Here is a 19,020-nt window from a genome sequence, read left to right on the forward strand (position 1 = left end):
CACCCTCCGTTCACTCATGCCCATCGGCCGCTTCACCTGTCCTGCCTAATTTCGGCCTTACAACACGACGTAAGACCTCAACACGCAAGACATCGCACGCCGCCAGCAAAGGGTCGGCGGCTCCCGGAAGGAAGACCCGAAGTGAAGCTTCAGCGCAAGAACCGGCTCCGCGCCCTCTCCCTCGGCGCCATCGCCGTCTCCGGCGCCCTGGCCCTCACGGCGTGCGGCTCCGACGACACGAGCGGCTCGGGCGGCGGCAAGGAGACCAACGCCAACGCCAACATCAAGTGCGACGACGCCAAGGGCCAGCTCGCCGCCTCCGGTTCCTCCGCGCAGAAGAACGCGATCGACGCCTGGCGGAAGGTCTACACGACCAACTGCAAGGACGTGCAGCTGAACTACAACCCGACGGGTTCGGGCGCCGGCATCACCGCGTTCCTGCAGGGCCAGACCGCCTTCGCGGGCTCCGACTCGGCGCTCAAGCCGGAGGAGATCGAGAAGTCGAAGAAGGTCTGCAAGGACAGCCAGGCCATCGACCTGCCCATGGTGGGCGGCCCGATCGCCATCGGCTACAACGTCCCCGGCGTCGACAACCTGACCCTGGACGCCAAGACCCTGGCCGACATCTTCAACGACAAGATCAAGACCTGGGACGACAAGGCGATCGCGAAGCTCAACCCCGACGTCAAGCTCCCCAGCACCAAGATCCAGGCCTTCCACCGCTCCGACGAGTCGGGCACCACCGACAACTTCACCAAGTACCTGAAGGGCGCCGCCCCCGACGCCTGGCCGTACGAGCCGGGCAAGCAGTGGGAGCCCAAGGGCGGCCAGTCCGCGAACGGCTCCGCCGGTGTCGCGGGCCAGGTCAAGCAGACCGCGGGCGCCATCTCGTACTTCGAGCTCTCCTACGCCGGTGAGGGCATCAAGACCGTCGACCTGAAGACGGGCGCCAAGGAGCCGGTGAAGGCCACCGTCGACAACGCCTCCAAGGCCATCTCCGAGGCCAAGGTCGTCGGCAAGGGCAAGGACCTCGCCCTGGAGCTGAACTACAAGCCCACCGCCGAGGGCGCGTACCCGATCACCCTGGTGACGTACGAGATCGTCTGCGAGAAGGGCAACAAGGCGGAGACGCTGCCCGCCGCCAAGTCCTTCCTGACCTACATCGCCAGCGAGGACGGCCAGAAGGTCCTCAAGGACAACGACTACGCCCCGATCCCCGCAGAGATCATCGCCAAGGTCCGCTCCACCGTCGCGAGCCTGAGCTAGCTGACCCGAGTGCGGCCGGCCCCCGCAAGGCCGGGCCGGCCGCACCGTCCGGTGCACCGCCGCCACGGAGCGCCTGCGACAGCCGCACGGCGCCTCCGCAGACCGGAGAACCCCCATGGACATACCAAGCAATACGACCGCTCCTCCCCCCGTCGACGACGTCGAGCCGATCGCCCCGGCGAGCAAGGCCTCCGCCCGCGGCACCACCCGCGCCGGTGACCGGATCTTCCTCGGACTCTCCCGTGGCTCCGGCATCGCGCTCCTGGTGATCATGGCCGCCATCGCGGCGTTCCTGACCTACCGCACGACCCTCGCGCTCTCCGACAACACGGGCAACTTCCTCACCACCTTCGAGTGGGACCCGGCCGGCAACACCACCGGCGGCAAGCCGTACTTCGGCATCGCCGTCCTGGTCTTCGGCACCGTGGTCAGCTCGGTGATCGCCCTGGTGATCGCCGTGCCCGTCGCCATCGGCATCGCGCTCTTCATCTCGCACTACGCGCCGCGCAAGCTGGCCACCCCCATCGCCTACGTGATCGACCTGCTGGCCGCCGTGCCCTCGATCGTGTACGGCCTGTGGGGCGCCCTCGTGGTCGCGCCCAACCTCACCGGCCTCTACAGCTGGCTCGACGACTACTTCGGCTGGACCGGCGTCTTCTCGTACCAGGGCGGCGCCCCGCGCTCCCTGATGACCGTCGGCATCCTCCTCGCGATCATGATCCTGCCGATCATCACGAACGTGACCCGCGAGGTCTTCCTCCAGGTCCCGAAGATGCACGAGGAGGCCGCACTGGCCCTCGGCGCCACGCGCTGGGAGGTCATCCGCATGTCGGTGCTCCCCTTCGGCCGCTCCGGCATCATCTCCGCCTCGATGCTGGGCCTCGGCCGCGCGCTCGGCGAGACGATCGCCGTCGCCACCGTGCTCTCCCCGACCTTCGTGATCCAGGCCTCCGTGCTCGACTACGGCGGCGGCACCTTCGCGCAGAACATCGCCAGCAAGTTCAACGAGGCCAGCGAGTACGGCCAGGACGCGCTCATCGCCTCCGGCCTGGTCCTGTTCATCATCACGCTGCTGGTCAACGGCGCGGCCCGCCTGATCATCGCGCGCCGCAAGGAGTACTCGGGGGCCAACGCATGAGCACCACGACACCCACCCCGCCCAACCCGCTGGTCAAGCGGCCCAGCACGCTCAAGGCCGCGACCCTGCCCCGCTGGTCCCCCGCGGCCGTCGCGGCCGGCTCGGCCGCCGTCGCCGTCGCCATCGGCGCGGGCGCGGGCCTGGAGAGCCGCATCCAGTGGGGCCTGATCGCCGCCCTGCTCTTCATCGCCGGCTCGTACGCCCTCGCGGTGGCCGTCGAGGGCACCCGCCAGGCCAGGGACCGCCTCGCCACCTCGCTGGTGTGGGTCATGTTCCTGCTGGCCGTCGTCCCGCTGGCCTCGCTGATCTTCGAGACCGTCAAGCGCGGCATCAAGGTCTTCGACGGGTACTTCCTCACCACCTCGATGGGCCTGCTCTCCGACGACGAGACCGGCGGCGGCATCTACCACGCGATCATCGGCACCCTGGAGCAGGTGCTCCTTGCCTCCCTGATCGCCGTGCCGATCGGCCTGCTCACCGCGGTCTACCTCGTCGAGTACGGGCGCGGGAAGCTCGCCAAGACCGTCACGTTCTTCGTCGACGTCATGACCGGCATCCCCTCGATCGTCGCGGGCCTGTTCGTCCTCAGCTTCTGGATCCTGATCCTCGGCTTCGGCTACTCCGGCTGGGCCGGCGCCATGGCGCTCGCCATCCTGATGATGCCGGTGATCGTCCGCTCCACCGAGGAGATGCTCAAGCTCGTCCCGAACGAGCTGCGCGAGGCCTCCCTCGCCCTCGGCGTCCCGAAGTGGCGGACCATCCTCAAGGTCGTCCTGCCCACCGCGATCGGCGGCATCACCACGGGCGTCATGCTCTCGGTGGCCCGCATCGCCGGTGAGACCGCGCCGGTCCTGCTCCTGGTCTGGGTGAACCCCATGATCAACACGAACCCCTTCGAGGGCTCGCAGGGCTCGCTGCCGCTGTACATCTACCAGCAGTACGCGGCCGGCACCGACGCGTCGTACGACCGCGCCTGGGCCGCGGCCCTCGCCCTCATCGGCTTCATCATGATCCTCAACCTGGCGGCCCGCGGCGTAGCCCGCTGGAAGGCCCCCAAGACGGGCCGCTGACGCGGCCACATCAGCGACCCTCGCACGTTCCATCCCGAAAGAAGCAGTGATCCCCATGGCCAAGCGAATCGACGTATCGGGCCTGACCGCCTACTACGGCTCCCACAAGGCGATCGACGACATCTCGATGACCGTGGAGCCCCGTTCGGTGACCGCCTTCATCGGCCCGTCCGGCTGCGGCAAGTCCACCTTCCTGCGCACCCTGAACCGCATGCACGAGGTCACCCCCGGCGGCCGCGTCGAGGGCAAGGTGCTCCTGGACGACGAGGACCTCTACGGCAGCGGCGTGGACCCGGTGGCCGTGCGCCGCACGGTCGGCATGGTCTTCCAGCGCCCCAACCCGTTCCCCACGATGTCGATCTTCGACAACGTCGCGGCGGGCCTGAAGCTCAACGGCTCGTACAAGAAGAGCGAACTGAACGACATCGTCGAGAAGTCCCTCAAGGGCGCGAACCTCTGGAACGAGGTCAAGGACCGCCTGAACAAGCCCGGCTCCGGCCTCTCCGGCGGCCAGCAGCAGCGTCTGTGCATCGCGCGGGCCATCGCGGTCGAGCCGCAGGTCCTGCTGATGGACGAGCCCTGCTCGGCCCTCGACCCGATCTCGACGCTCGCGATCGAGGACCTGATCGGCGAGCTGAAGGAGCGCTTCACGATCGTCATCGTGACGCACAACATGCAGCAGGCGGCCCGCGTCTCGGACCGCACGGCCTTCTTCAACCTCGCCGCCGTCGGCCAGCCCGGCAAGCTCGTCGAGATCGACGACACGGAGCGGATCTTCTCCAACCCGTCGGTCCAGGCGACCGAGGACTACATCTCGGGCCGCTTCGGCTGAGCCGACGGCAGCGACTCCCCGCGGTGCTGCATGGCGGTGCCACCGCAGGGGCAACAAGAAGGGCCCGCCCCTGGCTCCCGGGGGCGGGCCCTTCCTCCGTTCCTGCGGTGCCGTCACGCGCCTACAAGAAGGCGAGATTCACGACCCAGAAACTCAAAGCCGCGACGATCGCGGCCGCGGGCATCGTGATGAACCAGCCCAGGATGATGTTCTTGGCGACGCCCCACCGCACCGCGTTGACCCGCTTGGTCGCCCCCACACCCATGATCGCGGAGGTGATGACGTGCGTCGTCGAGATCGGCGCGTGGAACATGAACGCGGTCGTGAACATGATGCCCGCGCCCGTCGTCTCCGCGGCGAAGCCCTGCGGCGGGTCCAGCTCGATGATCTTCCGGCCGAGCGTCCGCATGATGCGCCAGCCGCCCGCGTACGTACCGGCCGAGAGCATCACGGCACAGGCGATCTTGACCCAGACCGGGATCGGCGCGTCCGCGCTCTGCACGTCGGAGATGACCAGGGCCATCACGACGATGCCCATCGTCTTCTGCGCGTCCTGCAGACCGTGGCCGAGGGCCATGCCGGCCGCGGACACCGTCTGGGCGATGCGGAAGCCGCGCTTGGCCTTGTGCGGGTTGGCCTTGCGGAACATCCACATGATCGCGCACATGACCAGGTAACCGGCGACGAGGCCGACCACCGGCGACAGGAACATCGGGATGACGATCTTGTCGACGACCCCGGACCAGATGACGCCGATCCCGCCCGCGAGCGCCGCGCCGACCATGCCGCCGAACAGCGCGTGCGAGGAGGACGAGGGCAGTCCGAAGTACCAGGTGATCAGGTTCCACACGATCGCGCCGATGAGCGCCGCGAAGAGGATCCACATCCCCTTGTCGCCGTGCGGGGTCTCGATGATCCCCTCGCTCACCGTCTTGGCGACCCCGCTGCCCATGAAGGCACCGGCGAGGTTCATCACGGCGGCCATCGCCAGCGCCGCGCGTGGCGTCAGCGCACGCGTGGAGACGGACGTGGCGATGGCGTTCGCGGAGTCGTGGAAGCCGTTCGTATACGTAAATCCGAGCGCGACGCCGATGGTCACGACCAAAGCAAAGGTGTCCATGGCGGTGCCTCAGGACTCCTTGACCGCGATGGTCTCCACCGTGTTGGCGACGTGCTCGAACGCGTCGGCCGCCTCTTCCAGCACATCCACGATCTGCTTGAGCTTCAGCACCTCGATGGCGTCGTACTTGCCGTTGAAGAGGTGGGCGAGCAGCTTGCGGTGGATCTGGTCGGCCTGGTTCTCCAGACGGTTGACCTCGATCCAGTACTCGGTGAGGTTGTCCATGGTGCGGAGGTTCGGCATGGCCTCGGCCGTCAGTTCGGCGGCCCGCGACAGGACCTCGATCTGCTGCTCGACGCCCTTGGGAAGTTCCTCGACCTGATAAAGGACGACCAGGTCGACGGCCTCCTCCATGAAGTCCATGATGTCGTCGAGGGACGACGCGAGGGAGTAGATGTCCTCGCGGTCGAACGGCGTGATGAAGGAGGAGTTCAGCTGGTGGAAGATCGCATGCGTGGCGTCGTCTCCCGCGTGTTCCGCGGCCCGCATACGCTCTGCGATCTCGGCCCGTGCGGAAGAGTCCGCTCCGAGCAGTTCCATCAGGAGCTTCGAGCCCGTGACGATGTTGTCCGCGGATGCGGCGAACATGTCGTAGAAGCTCGTCTCCCTGGGGGTCAGACGAAAGCGCACGTGGGGTCCTCGGGGTGCTTTGGATGCGGTCAGGCTGATGCTAGGCGCATCATCCGGCCACGGCTAACCGGCCGCCCCCCAGTGTCGCCCATCAGGCACAGTGATCAGCACACCCCCCGAGAAATCGGCTACCATATACCCACCAGGGGTATATGGATCTGCAGAAATGCGGGAATGTCCAACAGGAGGACGCGATGACCACCACCGAGGCGGCCGAGGCGGCCACGACCACCCCCGAAGCGCCCTCCGACCACGCGCACGGGGTGCACGGCTACCACAAGCAGAAGGACGAGCACCTCAAGCGGCTGCGCCGCATCGAGGGCCAGATCCGCGGCCTGCAGCGCATGGTCGAGGAGGACGTCTACTGCATCGACATACTCACGCAGGTCTCCGCGAGCACGAAGGCCCTCCAGTCCTTCGCGCTGCAGCTCCTGGAGGAGCACCTGCGGCACTGCGTGGCCGACGCGGCCGTCAAGGGCGGCACGGAGATCGACGCGAAGGTCGAGGAGGCGACGAAGGCGATCGCCCGGATGATGCGGACGTGACCCGCGCGGCGGTCCTGCCCCGGCCGGCCGGCGGGGCTAGTCGCGGTCCTCGTCGAAAGGGGGCTGCTCACAGCCGTCGGACACCTTCAGGACCTCGTCGATGCGGTCGAAGCTCAGACGTTCGGCCGCCGCGCTCGCCGCGATGATGAGTTCGCCGCACAGCTCGATCTCGGCGAGGGCGACGTGGTCCTGAACAGCCGTACCGCCACGCATCGGAGCCACGTTCATCACCTCTTCCTGACCCGTTCCTGCCGATACCGGTTTCCTAGAGTAGGGAGCGGTCTACACACCGCGCATGGCACGGACGGACCATTTCCACCGGCCGTTCGCGACTACGGCCCGGCAATCTTCCCGGCGAAGATGTCCTTCTCGGCCGGAATTCGCACCTCCGCCGGTGCCCCGAAGTCGTACAGCAACGTGGTGGACGCCACATTCGCGTCGGCCACCGAGAACTGCTGCCTCAGCTTGCGCACCCGCCCCAGCTCGTCGAGGTAGACGTCGAAGGGCACGCTCCCCTTGCTGAACCCTTTCGCCGCCGCGACGCCCAGCGCACCCCGATGACCTGCGGAGGCCGCCTTCGCCGCGTCCTTCAGGTCCGCGACCCCGCGGTAGTGCCGCACCTCGGCCCCGCCGACCCGCTCCTCCCCCACGAACACCACCTTCTCCGCGCCGCGCAGCAGCTCCGCCGCCGCGAGGGGATCCGTGGCACCGCCGGTGACCAGATTCCCGTCCGAGAGCGAACGTGTCTCGATCCGCACCCACTTGTCGGCGGGCACTCCGGCCCCGCGGTTCTTCATGTAGAGCGCGCCCGCGGTCATCAGCTCGGTGATGGGCCGGTGCCCGCCGTCCCCCGCGGTCTCCGCCGGCAGGACCACCTCGAACCGGCCCCGCTGGCGCCTGAAGTCGTAGACGCCGCTGCCGCGGATGGTGACGCGCGTACCACCGCTGGCCATCTCCATCGACGTACGCGCCGTGGCGCCGCCCGCCCGGACGAGGGAGTCGGCCGCCCCGCGCACCGCGCCCCCGGGGTCGCCGACGTGGCGCCCGTCGGCGGCCGCGCCGGTCTGCGAACATCCCGCGGTGACGGCGACCAGTCCCGCCGCCGCGAGCGCGGCGACCGCTGCGCCCGTGTGCCTGTGCCGCTGCGCCATCGCTCGTGTACCCCCAAGCGTTCCGGGCGTTCCCGCGCCTGCCTATCCCCCGTCGTCCGCCTAACGATCGGTACGTTGACCCGTCACGCGGACGAGTCGGCACACGCCCGCCGACGGCCGTTCACCCGCGCTCGGTACGGTGACGGCGTGGCCGACCAGCAAGCCCCCGCCTCCCACCGCACGACGACGGTCGAGAAGGGCCGTTTCGTCTCCGCGCACTGTTCCTGCGGCTGGCGGGGACCGGCCCGCAGAGCCCGCAGCAAGGCCCGCTCCGACGCGGCCGAGCACGAGGCGTCTCCCTGATCCCCGCCGGGGAACCCGTCGGCCCCGCACACCGTCTCGTTCTCCGGGAAGCGACGGGAGGCGTCATGGAACGACGTACGTTCATCGGCACAACGGCGGCCACGCTGGCCGCGGCGACGGTCGCGGGGTGCAGCGCCGCGGGCTCGGGCGGCAGCGGCGGCACCGCGTCGCGCAGCGGCACCGGGACCGGGACGCCCGTCAGGACGGCCAGCGCCGCCGCGTCCGCCCCCGCCACCCTCAAGGCCCTCGCCCGCGACCTGGACGGCACCCTCGTCCAGCCCGGCGAGGCCAAGTGGGCGGCGGCCCGCCAGCTGTACAACACGCGCTACGACGACCTGCGGCCCACCGCCGTCGCCTACGTCGCGCACGCGGACGACATCCGCACCGCCTTCGCGTACGCCCGCGCCCACCGCACCCCGGTCGCGATCCGCAACGGCGGCCACTCGTACGCGGGCTGGTCCTCCGGCACCGGCCGGCTCGTCATCGACGTGTCGAAGCTGAACAAGATACGGGCGAGCGGCACCACCGCCACGATCGGCGGGGGCGCCAAGCTCATCGACGTCTACCGCTCGCTCGCCGCGAAGGGCGTCACCATACCCGCGGGCTCCTGCCCGACCGTCGGCATCTCCGGCCTCACCCTCGGCGGCGGCCACGGCGTCGTCTCCCGGGCCTACGGCCTGACCTGCGACAGCCTCACCTCCGCCACCCTCATCACGGCCGACGGCAAGCAGCTGACCGCCTCCAAGTCCGAGAACAAGGACCTGTTCTGGGCGCTGCGCGGCGCGGGCAACGGCAACTTCGGCGTGGTCACCGAGCTGAGCTACCGCACGCACGCCGCGCCCCAGGGCGTCTCCGCGTACATGACGTGGCCCTGGTCGAAGGCGGCGGCCGTCATCAAGGCCTGGCAGGAGTGGGGCCCCGACCAGCCCGACGAGATCTGGTCCTCCGCCCACCTCGCGAACACCCCCGGCGGCACGCCCACCGTCTCCGTCGCCTGCTTCTCGCTCGGCACCTACGGCGAGTTGCAGAACGCCGTCGACCGCCTCGCCGACCGGATCGGCGCCCCCGCGCGCAGCGTCTCCCTCAAGCGGCGTACGTACGAGGAGTCGATGGAGGTGTACGCGGGCTGCTCGTCCTTCGCGGCGGACGCCCAGTGCCACCTGCCCGGCGCGACGCCCGGCCGCACCCCGCAGGGCGCCCTCAAGCGCGAGACGTACGCGGCGAGTTCGGACTTCTTCGACCGGTCGCTTTCGGCGGCGGGCATCAGGGCGCTCCTCTCGCAGATCGAGAACGTGACGGGCGCGAGCGCGGGCAGCATCGCGCTCACCGCGCTCGGCGGCGCCATCAACCGCGTCGACCCGACGGCGACGGCCTTCGTGCACCGCCGCTCGCGGATGCTGGCGCAGTACATCGCGTCCTGGCGCGCGGGCACCTCCGGCAAGCCGGCCCAGGCATGGCTGAAAACGGCCCACGGGGCGATGGGGCGGTACGCGTCCGGCGCGGCCTACCAGAACTACACGGACGCCACGCTGACCAACTGGCGCGCGGCGTACTACGGGGACGCGGCGCCGCGGCTGAAGAAGCTGAAGAAGCAGTACGACCCGAAGCGGTTCTTCGACTTCCCGCAGGCTCTGTAGCCCGCCCGGGGCGGGGCGGGGTCACCGTGAGCGCCGGACGGGCTGGTTTTCCAACCCGTTCGGCCCTACCGACACGCCCTCAGGTGGCCCACCCCGCTGGACGCGGGTGGCCTGAGGGCATGACCCCACCGCGCAGCACCGCCCGAATAGCCGCCGTCACCGCCACGGCCGCCGCCGCCCTCGTGCTCTGTCCGGCGGGCCCCGCGCTCGCCCTGGACAAGCCCACCGAGCCCGGCGAGCTGACCCTCATCGACACCCCCAAGGGCAAGGCCCTCGCCGACAAGGACGGCAACCCGCTCTACACGCGCGACGCCGACAAGCCCGACACCCCCGACTGCGCCGGGGAGTGCGCCGCCCAGTGGCCCGCCGCGATCGGCTATCCGACCAAGGCCGACGACGTCACCGGCCAGACCGCGCAGACCGGGGACGACGCCGCCGACGCCGACCAGCCCCAGGTCATCTATGAGACCCGGCCCCTCTACTACTTCAAGGACGACGAGAAGGGGCAGGACCCCAAGGGCCAGGACGTCGAGGGCTGGAGCCTGCTCGGCGCGGACGGCAAGGAGCTGGGCGCGGGGGCCGCGAACGACACCACGGACGAGTCGGCGTCTCCGGAGGCGTCCGCCGAGGCGTCCGCTTCTGCCGAGGCGTCCGCGGAAGGGTCCGCCGAGGCCTCTCCCGACGCCTCGCAGTCGCCGTCCACGAACGTCTCCGCCGACTCCTCCGCGACCCCGATGCCGACGGCGCCCTCCGCCGACGCGTCCGCCGGGACGGGCACGGGGACGGACACCGGGACGGACACCGACAGCGGCGCGGGTACCGGCACCGACACCGGCGCCCTCAAGGCCACCCCGTCCGGCGCCGCCCGGGGCGGTGCCCCGCACGCCACGGCCGCCGGCGAGCACCCCTCGTCCGGTCCGCTCGCCATCGCCTCCGCGGGCGTCACCGGGGCCGCGGCGGGCGCCGGGATCTGGCTGCTGCGCCGCCGCAGGACCCGCGGGACCGGGGCGGAGCACCACTGAGCCGCGCCCTGCGGCGGACGGCGGCGCCCCTGCTGCTCGCGGCGGCCGCGCTCCTCGCGGCGGCGCCCTCCGTGGGCGACCGGCCGCCGGAGCGGGGCGAGCGCCTGCGCATCCCGGCGATCGGCGTGGACGCCGGTCTCCTGCCGGTCGGCCTCGACCGGCGGGGCGCCCTGGAGGTGCCGTCGTTCCGTGACGCGGCGAAGGTCGGCTGGTACACCCTGGGTCCCCGCCCGGGAGCCCGGGGCCCGGCCGTCCTGGTGGGGCACCGCGACGCGCCCGCGGAGGGCGGCGGCAGGGGCTACCGGGACGCCGTGTTCGCCCGCCTGGACCGGCTGCGGCCCGGCGACCGGATCGAGACGGTGACGGCCGGGGGTGCGCGTACGGCGTTCGAGGTGACGGCCGTCGACACGTACCGCACGACGGCCTTCCCCACGGCCGAGGTCTACGCGCCCGCCGCCGAGCCCCAACTGCGCCTGCTCAGCTGCGGCGGCCGCATCGGCGAGGACGGGCACTGGGACTCGAACGTGGTGGTGCGCGCCACGCGGACGGCGGACGGCGCCCGGCGTACCGGGGGCTAGGCCGCGCCCGGCGTACCGGGGGCTAGGCCGCGCCCGGCGTACCGGGGGCTAGGCCGCGCCCGGCGTACCGGGGGCTAGGCCGCGAGGTCCCGCTCGTCCGGGTCGGCCGCGGCCGCCGGCGACGGCTTCGTCTCGCTCAGCGGTGCCGCGACGGGGTCCACTTTCCGGTCCCACACCAGTCGGCCCAGGCGCCCGGTCCGGCCGATCGCCTTGGTGAGCGGGGTGAGCAGCGCCATGGCGAGCGGGGAGAGCAGCAGGGCGACGGCGGTGCCGAGCGCGAAGCCGCCGACGACGTCCGTCGGGTAGTGGACGCCCATGAAGACCCGGCAGAAGCCCTCCAGGGCGGCGAGGCCGAGGCCGACGAGGCCGAACTTCCGGTTGGCGACGAAGAGTCCGGCGCCGATGGCCATCGCGAGCGTCGCGTGGTCGCTGACGAAGGAGTAGTCGGTCTTGCCGTCGATCAGGGGGTCGATGCCCTCGTGGTCGAGGAACGGGCGGGGCCGTTCCACGAAGCCTCGGATGGGGACGTTCACCAGCACGGCGATGCCCGCGGCGAGCGGCGCCCACACGACGGCGGCGACGGACGAGGCGGCGTCGTCGAGGGTGGCGCGCTTGCGCTGGCCCCACCAGCACCACACGACCAGGAGCACGAGGGCGAGCAGCAGTCCGTACTCCCCGACGAACGTCATCGCGGAGTCGAACCAGGACGGGGAGTCCTTCGTCAGGCCATTGATGTCGTAGAGCAGACTGACGTCGGGGTTCGACCCGGATTCATCGAGTCCAGCCATGGCGCCGCGGCCCCTTCGTCTTCTCGCCCATGGGCGTACTCACCGCACACCCGTCCATCAACCCCCGTGGTTGGTCGGTCCAGTCAAGGGAACGCCCTGTCCCCTCCCCTACGTTCCACTCTCCACCGAAAGATCACGCAGACGTTATCGAAGAGAGATACATCGCCGCAGCTCAGGGGAGTGATTTAACGGAGAGTTCAAGCCACATCACCCCTTGCGCACGGTCCCGGAATCCCTCCCTCAGGGGCCTCTCAGACCTCTGACGGCTTGGTCGGCAGGGCCTGCGCCCCGTCCTTGGTGACACGGGTCGCGCCAAAATAATCCGGTGTGTCGATCGGGTCGAAACGGATCACCGCGCCCGTCCTCGGGGCGTCGATCATGTAGCCCCCGCCGACGTAGATCCCCACGTGGCGGATGGCGCGCGAATTGGTGAGGTCGTCCGAGAAGAACACCAGGTCACCGGGGAGCAGTTCGTCCCGCTTGGGGTGCGGTCCCGCGTTCCACTGGTCGTTGGCGACGCGCGGCAGCGTGATGCCGACGGAGCGGTAGGCGGCGAGCGTGAGACCCGAGCAGTCGAAGCGGCCGTTCTGCTCCGGGGTGCCGTTGCCGCCCCACAGGTACTCGGTGCCGAGCTTCTTCTGCGCGTACGTGATCGCCCCCGCCGCCTGCTGCGACGGCTGCACGCGCCCCACGGGCCGCGCGAAGCTCTTCGAGAGGGTGGTGATGGTCTTCACGTAGTTCTGCGTCTCGCGGTAGGGCGGGACACCGCCGTACTTGATGACGGCGTACGCCCCCGCGTTGTACGCGGCGAGCATGTTCTTCGTCGGGTTGCCCGGGGCGTCCTTCACATAGCCGGCGAGCTTGCAGTCGTACGAGGCCGCGGAGGGGATGGCGTCCTTCGGGTCCCAGACGTCCCGGTCGCCGTCGCCGTCGCCGTCGACGCCGTGCGCGGCCCAGGTCCCGGGGATGAACTGCGCTATCCCCAGCGCCTGTGCCGGGCTCTTGGCGCGCGGGTTGAACCCGCTCTCCTGGTAGAGCTGGGCGGCGAGCAGCGCGGGGTTGATGGCCTTGCAGAGATTGCCCCACTTCTGCACGAGGGGCTGGTAGCTCGCGGGCACGGCGCCCTTGGCGAGGCCGACGGAGCCGCCGCTCGTGCCGCCGGCGAGGCCTCCCGCCGCCATGTACGTCCCGACGACGAGCAGCCCGATGAAGCCGAGGGATCCGCCGATCCCGACGGACGCGGCCAGCCACGCCTTACGCACCGTCAACCACCCCTCAGCCACCGGCAGTCCGCCGCCGCTCAGTGTAAAGGGCACGTGCGACAGTGACAGGGATCATTCCCCGGGAAAACTTCCGGAACACCGGGAACCCGACCCCGTCCGCGGACAACACCTGATGTGACGTACTCATTCTCATTGCACGCCCGGATCCGGGCCGGAGACCCGGAGGCGTTCCGCGAGCTGTTCCGCGACCACTCCCCGTTGGTCTACCGGCACGCGCTGCGCGTGAGCGGCGACTGGGCCACGGCCGAGGACGTGGTCTCGCTGACGTTCCTGGAGGCGTGGCGGCTGCGCGGGAAGCTGCGGGACGAGGGCGATTCGCCCCGCCCATGGCTGATGGGCATCGCTGTGAACGTGCTCCGCAACACCTCGCGGGCCGCGCGCCGCTACCGCGACGCGGTGGACCGCGTGCCCGCGGCCGGCTCCGTCCCCGACTTCGCCGACGAGCTCGTCGGGCGGATGGCGGACGCCGAGCAGCTGGCCGCCGCGCAGTCCGCGCTGCGGCGCCTGCGGCGGGGCGAGCGCGAGGTGTTCACGCTCTGCGTCTGGTCGGGTCTCGGGTACGCGGAGACCGCCGAGGCCCTCGGCGTTCCGGTCGGCACGGTGCGCTCCCGGCTGTCCCGGGCGCGGACGCGGCTGCGGAAGCTGGCCGAGGAGGAGCTGGCGGCGGGACGCGGAATGCGCACGGAAAAAGAGGAACTGCCCCGTATGGGCGGACAAGTACAGGTTGACCGCACCGAGGCGGTCAGGTCGGACAGGGAGGGAAACCGATGATGCGCGCTCCATGGAGCCGTTCGGCGCGGCAGGAACCGCTGGACCACGTGGAGTTGGCCCGGCTGCTGCCGGCGCCCGGCGACCCGGCCCTCTCGCCCGATCGCCAACTCCTGCTCGAGAGGCACCTGATGACCCACATCCAGCAGCAGACGGGACCGTCGTCCCCGGAGTTCCCCGCCGCTCCGGCCGGGCCCGCCCCGCGCCCGCTGCGCCGGGCCCTGTTCATCGCCGTTCCCGTCACGGCGGCGGCGCTGGCCGTAGTGGTCGCGGTGAACACGCTCGGCGGCAGCGGCGGCTCCGGCGACGCGGGCGACCCGGAGGGCGGGCCGCGCGTGGCCGCGCCCGTCGTCCAGCTGGAGCCGGGGAGCGCGAAGACGGTCTCGGCCGTCGCCGAGAAGGTCTCGCGGGCCGCGGAGACCCAGAAGTTCACGGCGCCCCGCCAGGACCAGTACGTCTACGTCAAGAGCAAGGTCTCCTACCTCTCGATCTACGAGAACGCGGACACCGACGAGCGCAAGGTCATGGTCCAGAAGCTGCACCCGCGCGAGGTGTGGCTCTCGCCGAACGGCCTCAAGGGCTGGCTGTACGAGCCGGGGTACCAGCCGCAGGACGGCATCACGCTCGACGGCGACGTGGAGGGCTGGTCGTACAACAAGGTCAGCAAGCTCCCCACGGACACGGACGCCCTCCTCGACCGGATCTACGCCGACACGAACAACCAGTCCTCCCGCGACCAGCAGGCCTTCGACACCATCAGCGACATGATCTCCGAGCAGCTCGCCCCGCCGAAGATCAGCGCCGCGCTGTACCGGGCGGGCGCGAGGATCCCGGGCGTGGTCGTGGTGGACCACGCCAAGGACGCGGCGGGCCGCGCGGGCGTCGCCCTGGCCCGCACGGACGAACAGACCGGCGAGCGCCGGGAGTGGATCTTCGACAAGAAGACGTACGCGTACCTGGGCAGCCGAGGCGTCCAGATCAAGGAGGTGGACGGCGTGAAGCCGGGCACGGTGGTGGAACGGACGGCCATCCTGGACCGCCGGATCGTGAACGAGAAGAAGTCCCACACGCCGGCGGCGGGGTCTGGGGCCTGAGGCTGGGCGGGGGGGGAGGGCTCCTTCTCTCCCCCCCCCGGTGCCGGGCCACGGTTAATAAGGCACCAAGCCCGGAGCCGCCGGAAAATGCCTGAGGCCCCCGGCCGGCCACTGCTACGTTCCCCGCATGTCTGACCCTCACGCGCCTCTGCCCGTCACTCCCGACGACGTCACCCGAGCCGTCCGCCTGGCCGTCGCCGCGCTTCGCGAGGCCCCCGCGGGCGCGGACTGGAGCGTCAAGGCCGGGGGCCTGGAATGGGACTGCTGGGAGACCACCGAGCACCTCGCGGACGACCTCTTCGCGTACGCCGCCCAACTGGGCCCCGAGCACCCGCCCCAGGACACCGAGGTCCCCTTCCTCTGGTACCGGCACCGCTCCACCGGCCCCGCCAACGTCACCTTCGCCGACCGCGAGGCCGGCGTCTCCGGCCTGCTCCAGGTCCTGGAGTCCTGCGGCGCCCTCCTGACCGGCATGGTCGCGACCACGCCCGCCACGGTCCGCGCCCACCACGGCTGGGGCGCCGCCGACCCGGAGGGCTTCGCCGCGATGGGCATCGTGGAGACCCTCGTCCACACGGACGACATCACGCGCGGCCTCGGCATCGGTGACCTCTGGAACCCGCCCGCCGACCTCTGTGCCCGCGTACTCCACCGCCTCTTCCCGGACGCCCCCACGGACACCGACCCCTGGCCCACCCTCCTGTGGGCGACCGGCCGCGGCGAGCTCCCCGGCCGTCCGCGCCGGACCGAATGGCGTTGGTACGGAGCCCCCAGGGGCTGACGCCCCGGGCCGGAACGGGATCTTCCCGTCCCAGGGAGGCGTTCCATGGGATCGGCGTTTTAGCAGGTCAGGACCCATGCGAGTGTTCCAGCGTTCCCGATGCTCCGGCGCTCCTTGCCGAGGCTGACGGGGAACGGTTTGTCTGTTCCCCGTCAGCCACCACGGCGACGCACCGAAGCGCCGGGACGGATCCGAACGCACCGGACCGCAGCGGAACGCACACCACGCATCTCACGGGGGATCCCATGAAGCTCACGCACGCCTCGAAGACCCTGCTCGCCGGTCTCGCGCTCATCGGCTCGCTCTCGCTCACCGCCTGCAACGGCGACGACAACGGCGGCAGCTCGGACGCGGCACCGGCCGGCTCGTCCTCCAGCTCCTCCACGGGTGGCAGCACGGGCGGCAGCACGGGCGGCTCGGGCGGCAGCGGCGGCAACAGCGGCAGCGGCAGCGGCACCTCCGGCAAGAGCGGCGAAGACGCCCCGCAGGGCACCGCCGCGGGCACCGGCTCCAACGAGAACGGCAAGATCGGCATCTGCCGCAGCGACGAGCTGGAGGTCTCCGCCTCCGACAACACGACCGGCGAGGACGAGGGCGTCGTCACCGTCGCCTTCAAGAACGGCGGCGGACGCGACTGCTCCATCAGCGGCTACGCGGGCGTCGACCTGAAGACCTCCACCGGCGACACCCTCTCCGTGGACCGCAACGGCGAGCAGGTCCACCCCGACATCCTCAAGGACGGCGAGAGCGCGGCCTTCAACATCGAGTTCCCGGTGAACAACACCGGCGGCTCCGGCGTGCGCGTCACCAAGATCCTCGTGACCCCGCCGAACGAGACCAAGACGGTCACCATCGACTGGCCCGCCGGCACCCTCCCGGTGAGCGAGTCGGGCTCCGGCCGGCTCTCCATCGGCCCGGTCACCAAGGTCAGTGACTCCCCCGCCGGCTGACGCCCCGTCGGCCGACGGCCATCCCGTCGGCACGGGTACGTGAGTGACCCCTGCGACCAGGGAAACGCCCTGGTCACAGGGGTCCACGTGCTTCCACCACGCTGCCGCCCCGCCGGTTGACGTGCACCCAACCATCCCCGACCGTAGGGGAATTGGGCGTTATGCGCCGCCCGGCACGGGCAGGCATGACGCGGTCTCACGGCTGGGGGGAGCCGCCCATGGAGCCCAGGGATCAGCACGGCCCGGAGGACCGGGCCGGGCAGCCGGGCGGCGAGTTCGGCCCACCGCCCTCCTTCCCGCCGCCGCCCCCACTCTTCGATCCGCCGTCCCCGTCCCCGTCCCCGTCCCCGCCCCCGCCTCCCGACCGGCCCCCGGCCATCGGCCCCGGACCGGAACCCGGCCCCCTGCGCCCCCTCGCCGCCGCCCTCCTCAACCTCACCGGGCTCGGCCTCGGCTACCTCCTCCTGCGGCGCCTGCCCCTCGCCGCCCTCTGCTGCGCCGCCACCGCCGCGCTGCTCCTCGTCGCCCTGCCCGCCGACGTCGACGGCGTCCCCGGCGGCGTACTCATCGGCTACGCCGCCGTCCTGGCCCTGGCCGCCGCCCACGGCGCGCGCCTGGCCGCCCGCGACCGCGGCCGCTGGCCACTCCGGACCCCCCTCGCCGTCGGGCTCGGCGTCGTCCTGCTCGCCGTGCCCGCGGGCGGCTCCTTCGCGTACGCGTCCGCGCGCGACGAGGCCGTCGAGCAGATGCTCCTGGACCGCCTCGACCGGGCCGACCGCATCGTCGCGGGGCTCGACGGGCAGCCGTTCGGGGACGCGACGAAGAAGCGGTACGAGCAGGCGCTCGGCATCTACCGGGGCCTCGCCGCGGACCACGGCGGTTCGAGGGCCGCAGGCCGCCTGCCCGACAGCCTCGACCGCTACTACAAGTCGGCCGCCGCCCCGTACGCCGCCAAGCGGTACTGCGAGGCCGTCACCCCGCTCGAACACCTGCGGACCGTCCCCGACGCGCTCGGCCCCGACGGCAAGGACCGTCTCGGCACCCTCGCCACCTGGCCCGACGACCGCCTCGCCACCTCGCTGTACGAGTGCGGGACCGCCGCACTCGGCCGCGCCGACGCCACCGCGCCCCTGGACGAACTCCTGAGCACCTTCCCCGAGTCCGACCGGGCCACCGAGGTCGGGCCCGCCCTGCGCGCCGCCGTCGACACCCGCTCGGCCGCGCTGACGGGCACCGACCCCTGCCCCGCCGTGGACGCCCTGCGCGCCATCGCCACCACCGCAGACGCCCTGCCCGGCGGCAAGGTCGACGCCGACGCCCTGCGCGAGGACACCGACCGCGCCGTGGAGCGCGGGGTCTACGCCTGCGGCGTGGACGAGTTCAAGGACGCCGCCTTCACCAAGGCGGCCGAGACCCTGAACGGCTTCGTCGAGAAGTACCCCGGCAACGGCAGGCGCGAGCGCGCCGAGGACATCGCCGTCGCCGCCGAGATCGCCGCCGAGCGCCCGAGCGCGGGCCGCCGCCTGCCTCCGGCCCGCCCCGGAGGCGGCGGCAAGGTCGACTTCGTCCTCGCCAACCTCGGCCCCGGCGGGCTGGAGGTCCTCTACACCGGCCCCACCACCGGCCGCGTCAAGCTCGACGCCTGCGGGTCCTGCCGCATCTTCGCCACCAAGTCCCAGGGCGACAAGGCCTGCCGGGCGGGCGTCACGAAGTACCCCAGAACGACGCTGAGGCTGCCCGCCGGCGAGTACCACTTCCTCTACAAGCGGGGCACCGTACGGAATCGAGCCGAGGGCGCGAGGCTGAGTACCGCCTACCGTTACACCGACTGCTCCTTCGTGACCCGCGCGGCCGCCGGGCTCGGCCTCACTTAACGCCTGGTCAGATAACACCTGGTCAGAGGCACGCCGAACCCTCATTGCCCGGCGTCGTACCGCGTGATACACAGAGTGACCAGACATCACGTACGAGGAAACGTACGAAGTCAGCCAACGAATGGCGCCAAGGCGACATCCGCGGGCCCGATTGTCGGCGAGAATGAGCTGTCCTCTGTACCGAGGTGGG

20 protein-coding genes are annotated in these 19,020 nt (G+C 71.2%); 14 read left to right on the plus strand and 6 right to left on the minus strand.

Annotated features, from left to right (window positions below):
* Nucleotides 1-141 precede the first annotated feature (141 nt).
* The 4 genes from pstS (at nt 142) to pstB (ending at nt 4,306) form a co-directional block, all read left to right on the plus strand.
* Complete coding sequence (gene pstS, locus AB0L89_RS37430; RefSeq protein ID WP_365151738.1) at nt 142-1,266, plus strand: phosphate ABC transporter substrate-binding protein PstS; 1,125 nt, start codon at nt 142-144, stop codon at nt 1,264-1,266.
* A 115-nt stretch (nt 1,267-1,381) separates the two neighbouring features.
* Nucleotides 1,382-2,404 (plus strand): phosphate ABC transporter permease subunit PstC, encoded by a 1,023-nt coding sequence (gene pstC, locus AB0L89_RS37435; RefSeq protein WP_365151740.1) that lies wholly within the window; start codon nt 1,382-1,384, stop codon nt 2,402-2,404.
* Entirely contained in the window at nt 2,401-3,474 is a 1,074-nt protein-coding gene (gene pstA / locus AB0L89_RS37440) for a phosphate ABC transporter permease PstA (RefSeq protein WP_365151742.1), read from the plus strand. Before pstC ends, pstA begins: the two co-directional genes overlap by 4 nt.
* Before the next feature lie 55 nt (nt 3,475-3,529).
* Nucleotides 3,530-4,306: a phosphate ABC transporter ATP-binding protein PstB gene (pstB, locus tag AB0L89_RS37445; RefSeq protein WP_365151744.1), complete on the plus strand. Its 777-nt coding sequence runs from the start codon at nt 3,530-3,532 to the stop codon at nt 4,304-4,306.
* Nucleotides 4,307-4,427: 121 nt separating this feature from the next.
* Here the strand turns inward: pstB and AB0L89_RS37450 are convergent, their stop codons facing one another.
* Together AB0L89_RS37450 and AB0L89_RS37455 are read right to left on the minus strand one after the other, a co-directional pair.
* Nucleotides 4,428-5,426, minus strand: a complete 999-nt coding sequence (locus AB0L89_RS37450; RefSeq protein ID WP_365151746.1) for an inorganic phosphate transporter — start codon at nt 5,424-5,426, stop codon at nt 4,428-4,430.
* A gap of 9 nt (nt 5,427-5,435) precedes the next feature.
* Nucleotides 5,436-6,056, minus strand: a complete 621-nt coding sequence (locus tag AB0L89_RS37455; RefSeq protein ID WP_055699552.1) for a DUF47 family protein — start codon at nt 6,054-6,056, stop codon at nt 5,436-5,438.
* 194 nt (nt 6,057-6,250) lie between these two features.
* On the opposite strand from AB0L89_RS37455, the gene AB0L89_RS37460 reads away from it, so the two are divergent.
* Nucleotides 6,251-6,601, plus strand: a complete 351-nt coding sequence (locus tag AB0L89_RS37460; RefSeq protein WP_365151749.1) for a metal-sensitive transcriptional regulator — start codon at nt 6,251-6,253, stop codon at nt 6,599-6,601.
* A gap of 36 nt (nt 6,602-6,637) precedes the next feature.
* On the opposite strand, the gene AB0L89_RS37465 is transcribed toward AB0L89_RS37460, so the two are convergent.
* Together AB0L89_RS37465 and AB0L89_RS37470 are read right to left on the minus strand one after the other, a co-directional pair.
* Entirely contained in the window at nt 6,638-6,829 is a 192-nt protein-coding gene (locus AB0L89_RS37465; RefSeq protein ID WP_365151751.1) for a hypothetical protein, read from the minus strand.
* A 104-nt stretch (nt 6,830-6,933) separates the two neighbouring features.
* Nucleotides 6,934-7,752 carry a hypothetical protein gene (locus AB0L89_RS37470; protein WP_365151753.1) on the minus strand — a complete coding sequence of 273 codons (819 nt, stop codon included), beginning with the start codon at nt 7,750-7,752 and terminating at the stop codon, nt 6,934-6,936.
* Nucleotides 7,753-7,899: 147 nt separating this feature from the next.
* Between AB0L89_RS37470 and AB0L89_RS37475 the strand changes: the two genes are divergently transcribed.
* The 4 genes from AB0L89_RS37475 (at nt 7,900) to AB0L89_RS37490 (ending at nt 11,292) form a co-directional block, all read left to right on the plus strand.
* Nucleotides 7,900-8,055 carry a hypothetical protein gene (locus tag AB0L89_RS37475; protein WP_365151755.1) on the plus strand — a complete coding sequence of 52 codons (156 nt, stop codon included), beginning with the start codon at nt 7,900-7,902 and terminating at the stop codon, nt 8,053-8,055.
* Between the two features lie 65 nt (nt 8,056-8,120).
* The gene (locus tag AB0L89_RS37480; RefSeq protein WP_365151757.1) at nt 8,121-9,692 is read left to right on the plus strand and encodes an FAD-binding oxidoreductase; all 1,572 of its coding nucleotides are present in this window, start codon (nt 8,121-8,123) and stop codon (nt 9,690-9,692) included.
* A gap of 119 nt (nt 9,693-9,811) precedes the next feature.
* A complete protein-coding gene (locus AB0L89_RS37485; protein ID WP_365151759.1) occupies nt 9,812-10,714 on the plus strand; it encodes a hypothetical protein in 903 nt (300 codons plus the stop codon).
* Between the two features lie 71 nt (nt 10,715-10,785).
* Complete coding sequence (locus AB0L89_RS37490) at nt 10,786-11,292, plus strand: sortase (protein WP_365151761.1); 507 nt, start codon at nt 10,786-10,788, stop codon at nt 11,290-11,292.
* A gap of 74 nt (nt 11,293-11,366) precedes the next feature.
* On the opposite strand, the gene AB0L89_RS37495 is transcribed toward AB0L89_RS37490, so the two are convergent.
* Nucleotides 11,367-12,080: a phosphatase PAP2 family protein gene (locus tag AB0L89_RS37495; RefSeq protein ID WP_365151763.1), complete on the minus strand. Its 714-nt coding sequence runs from the start codon at nt 12,078-12,080 to the stop codon at nt 11,367-11,369.
* A 251-nt stretch (nt 12,081-12,331) separates the two neighbouring features.
* Complete coding sequence (locus AB0L89_RS37500; RefSeq protein WP_365151766.1) at nt 12,332-13,342, minus strand: bifunctional lytic transglycosylase/C40 family peptidase; 1,011 nt, start codon at nt 13,340-13,342, stop codon at nt 12,332-12,334.
* Between the two features lie 153 nt (nt 13,343-13,495).
* Here AB0L89_RS37500 and AB0L89_RS37505 point away from each other — a divergent pair, with 153 nt between their 5' ends.
* From AB0L89_RS37505 to AB0L89_RS37525, 5 genes are all read left to right on the plus strand, one after another.
* On the plus strand, nt 13,496-14,134 hold the full coding sequence (locus AB0L89_RS37505; protein WP_365151768.1) for an RNA polymerase sigma factor: 639 nt from the start codon (nt 13,496-13,498) through the stop codon (nt 14,132-14,134).
* Nucleotides 14,131-15,225: a CU044_5270 family protein gene (locus AB0L89_RS37510; protein ID WP_365151770.1), complete on the plus strand. Its 1,095-nt coding sequence runs from the start codon at nt 14,131-14,133 to the stop codon at nt 15,223-15,225. The genes AB0L89_RS37505 and AB0L89_RS37510 overlap by 4 nt, the downstream gene beginning before the upstream one ends.
* A 127-nt stretch (nt 15,226-15,352) precedes the next feature.
* Nucleotides 15,353-16,006, plus strand: a complete 654-nt coding sequence (locus AB0L89_RS37515) for a hypothetical protein (RefSeq protein WP_365151772.1) — start codon at nt 15,353-15,355, stop codon at nt 16,004-16,006.
* Between the two features lie 245 nt (nt 16,007-16,251).
* Complete coding sequence (locus tag AB0L89_RS37520; protein ID WP_365151774.1) at nt 16,252-16,956, plus strand: DUF4232 domain-containing protein; 705 nt, start codon at nt 16,252-16,254, stop codon at nt 16,954-16,956.
* A gap of 218 nt (nt 16,957-17,174) precedes the next feature.
* Nucleotides 17,175-18,830 carry a hypothetical protein gene (locus AB0L89_RS37525; RefSeq protein WP_365151776.1) on the plus strand — a complete coding sequence of 552 codons (1,656 nt, stop codon included), beginning with the start codon at nt 17,175-17,177 and terminating at the stop codon, nt 18,828-18,830.
* Nucleotides 18,831-19,020: the final 190 nt, after the last annotated feature.

Origin of the sequence: Streptomyces sp. NPDC052114, assembly GCF_040680155.1 — a bacterium.
Classification (GTDB): domain Bacteria; phylum Actinomycetota; class Actinomycetes; order Streptomycetales; family Streptomycetaceae; genus Streptomyces.

What these genes read in the sequence shown, in the direction of transcription:
- pstC (WP_365151740.1), top strand. Translation starts at nt 1,382, where the DNA reads ATGGACATACCAAGCAATACGACCGCTCCTCCCCCCGTCGACGACGTC.
- pstA (WP_365151742.1), top strand. Translation starts at nt 2,401, where the DNA reads ATGAGCACCACGACACCCACCCCGCCCAACCCGCTGGTCAAGCGGCCC.
- pstB (WP_365151744.1), top strand. Translation starts at nt 3,530, where the DNA reads ATGGCCAAGCGAATCGACGTATCGGGCCTGACCGCCTACTACGGCTCC.
- AB0L89_RS37450 (WP_365151746.1), bottom strand. Translation starts at nt 5,426, where the DNA reads ATGGACACCTTTGCTTTGGTCGTGACCATCGGCGTCGCGCTCGGATTT.
- AB0L89_RS37460 (WP_365151749.1), top strand. Translation starts at nt 6,251, where the DNA reads ATGACCACCACCGAGGCGGCCGAGGCGGCCACGACCACCCCCGAAGCG.
- AB0L89_RS37465 (WP_365151751.1), bottom strand. Translation starts at nt 6,829, where the DNA reads ATGAACGTGGCTCCGATGCGTGGCGGTACGGCTGTTCAGGACCACGTC.
- AB0L89_RS37470 (WP_365151753.1), bottom strand. Translation starts at nt 7,752, where the DNA reads ATGGCGCAGCGGCACAGGCACACGGGCGCAGCGGTCGCCGCGCTCGCG.
- AB0L89_RS37480 (WP_365151757.1), top strand. Translation starts at nt 8,121, where the DNA reads ATGGAACGACGTACGTTCATCGGCACAACGGCGGCCACGCTGGCCGCG.
- AB0L89_RS37485 (WP_365151759.1), top strand. Translation starts at nt 9,812, where the DNA reads ATGACCCCACCGCGCAGCACCGCCCGAATAGCCGCCGTCACCGCCACG.
- AB0L89_RS37495 (WP_365151763.1), bottom strand. Translation starts at nt 12,080, where the DNA reads ATGGCTGGACTCGATGAATCCGGGTCGAACCCCGACGTCAGTCTGCTC.
- AB0L89_RS37510 (WP_365151770.1), top strand. Translation starts at nt 14,131, where the DNA reads ATGATGCGCGCTCCATGGAGCCGTTCGGCGCGGCAGGAACCGCTGGAC.
- AB0L89_RS37515 (WP_365151772.1), top strand. Translation starts at nt 15,353, where the DNA reads ATGTCTGACCCTCACGCGCCTCTGCCCGTCACTCCCGACGACGTCACC.
- AB0L89_RS37520 (WP_365151774.1), top strand. Translation starts at nt 16,252, where the DNA reads ATGAAGCTCACGCACGCCTCGAAGACCCTGCTCGCCGGTCTCGCGCTC.
- AB0L89_RS37525 (WP_365151776.1), top strand. Translation starts at nt 17,175, where the DNA reads ATGGAGCCCAGGGATCAGCACGGCCCGGAGGACCGGGCCGGGCAGCCG.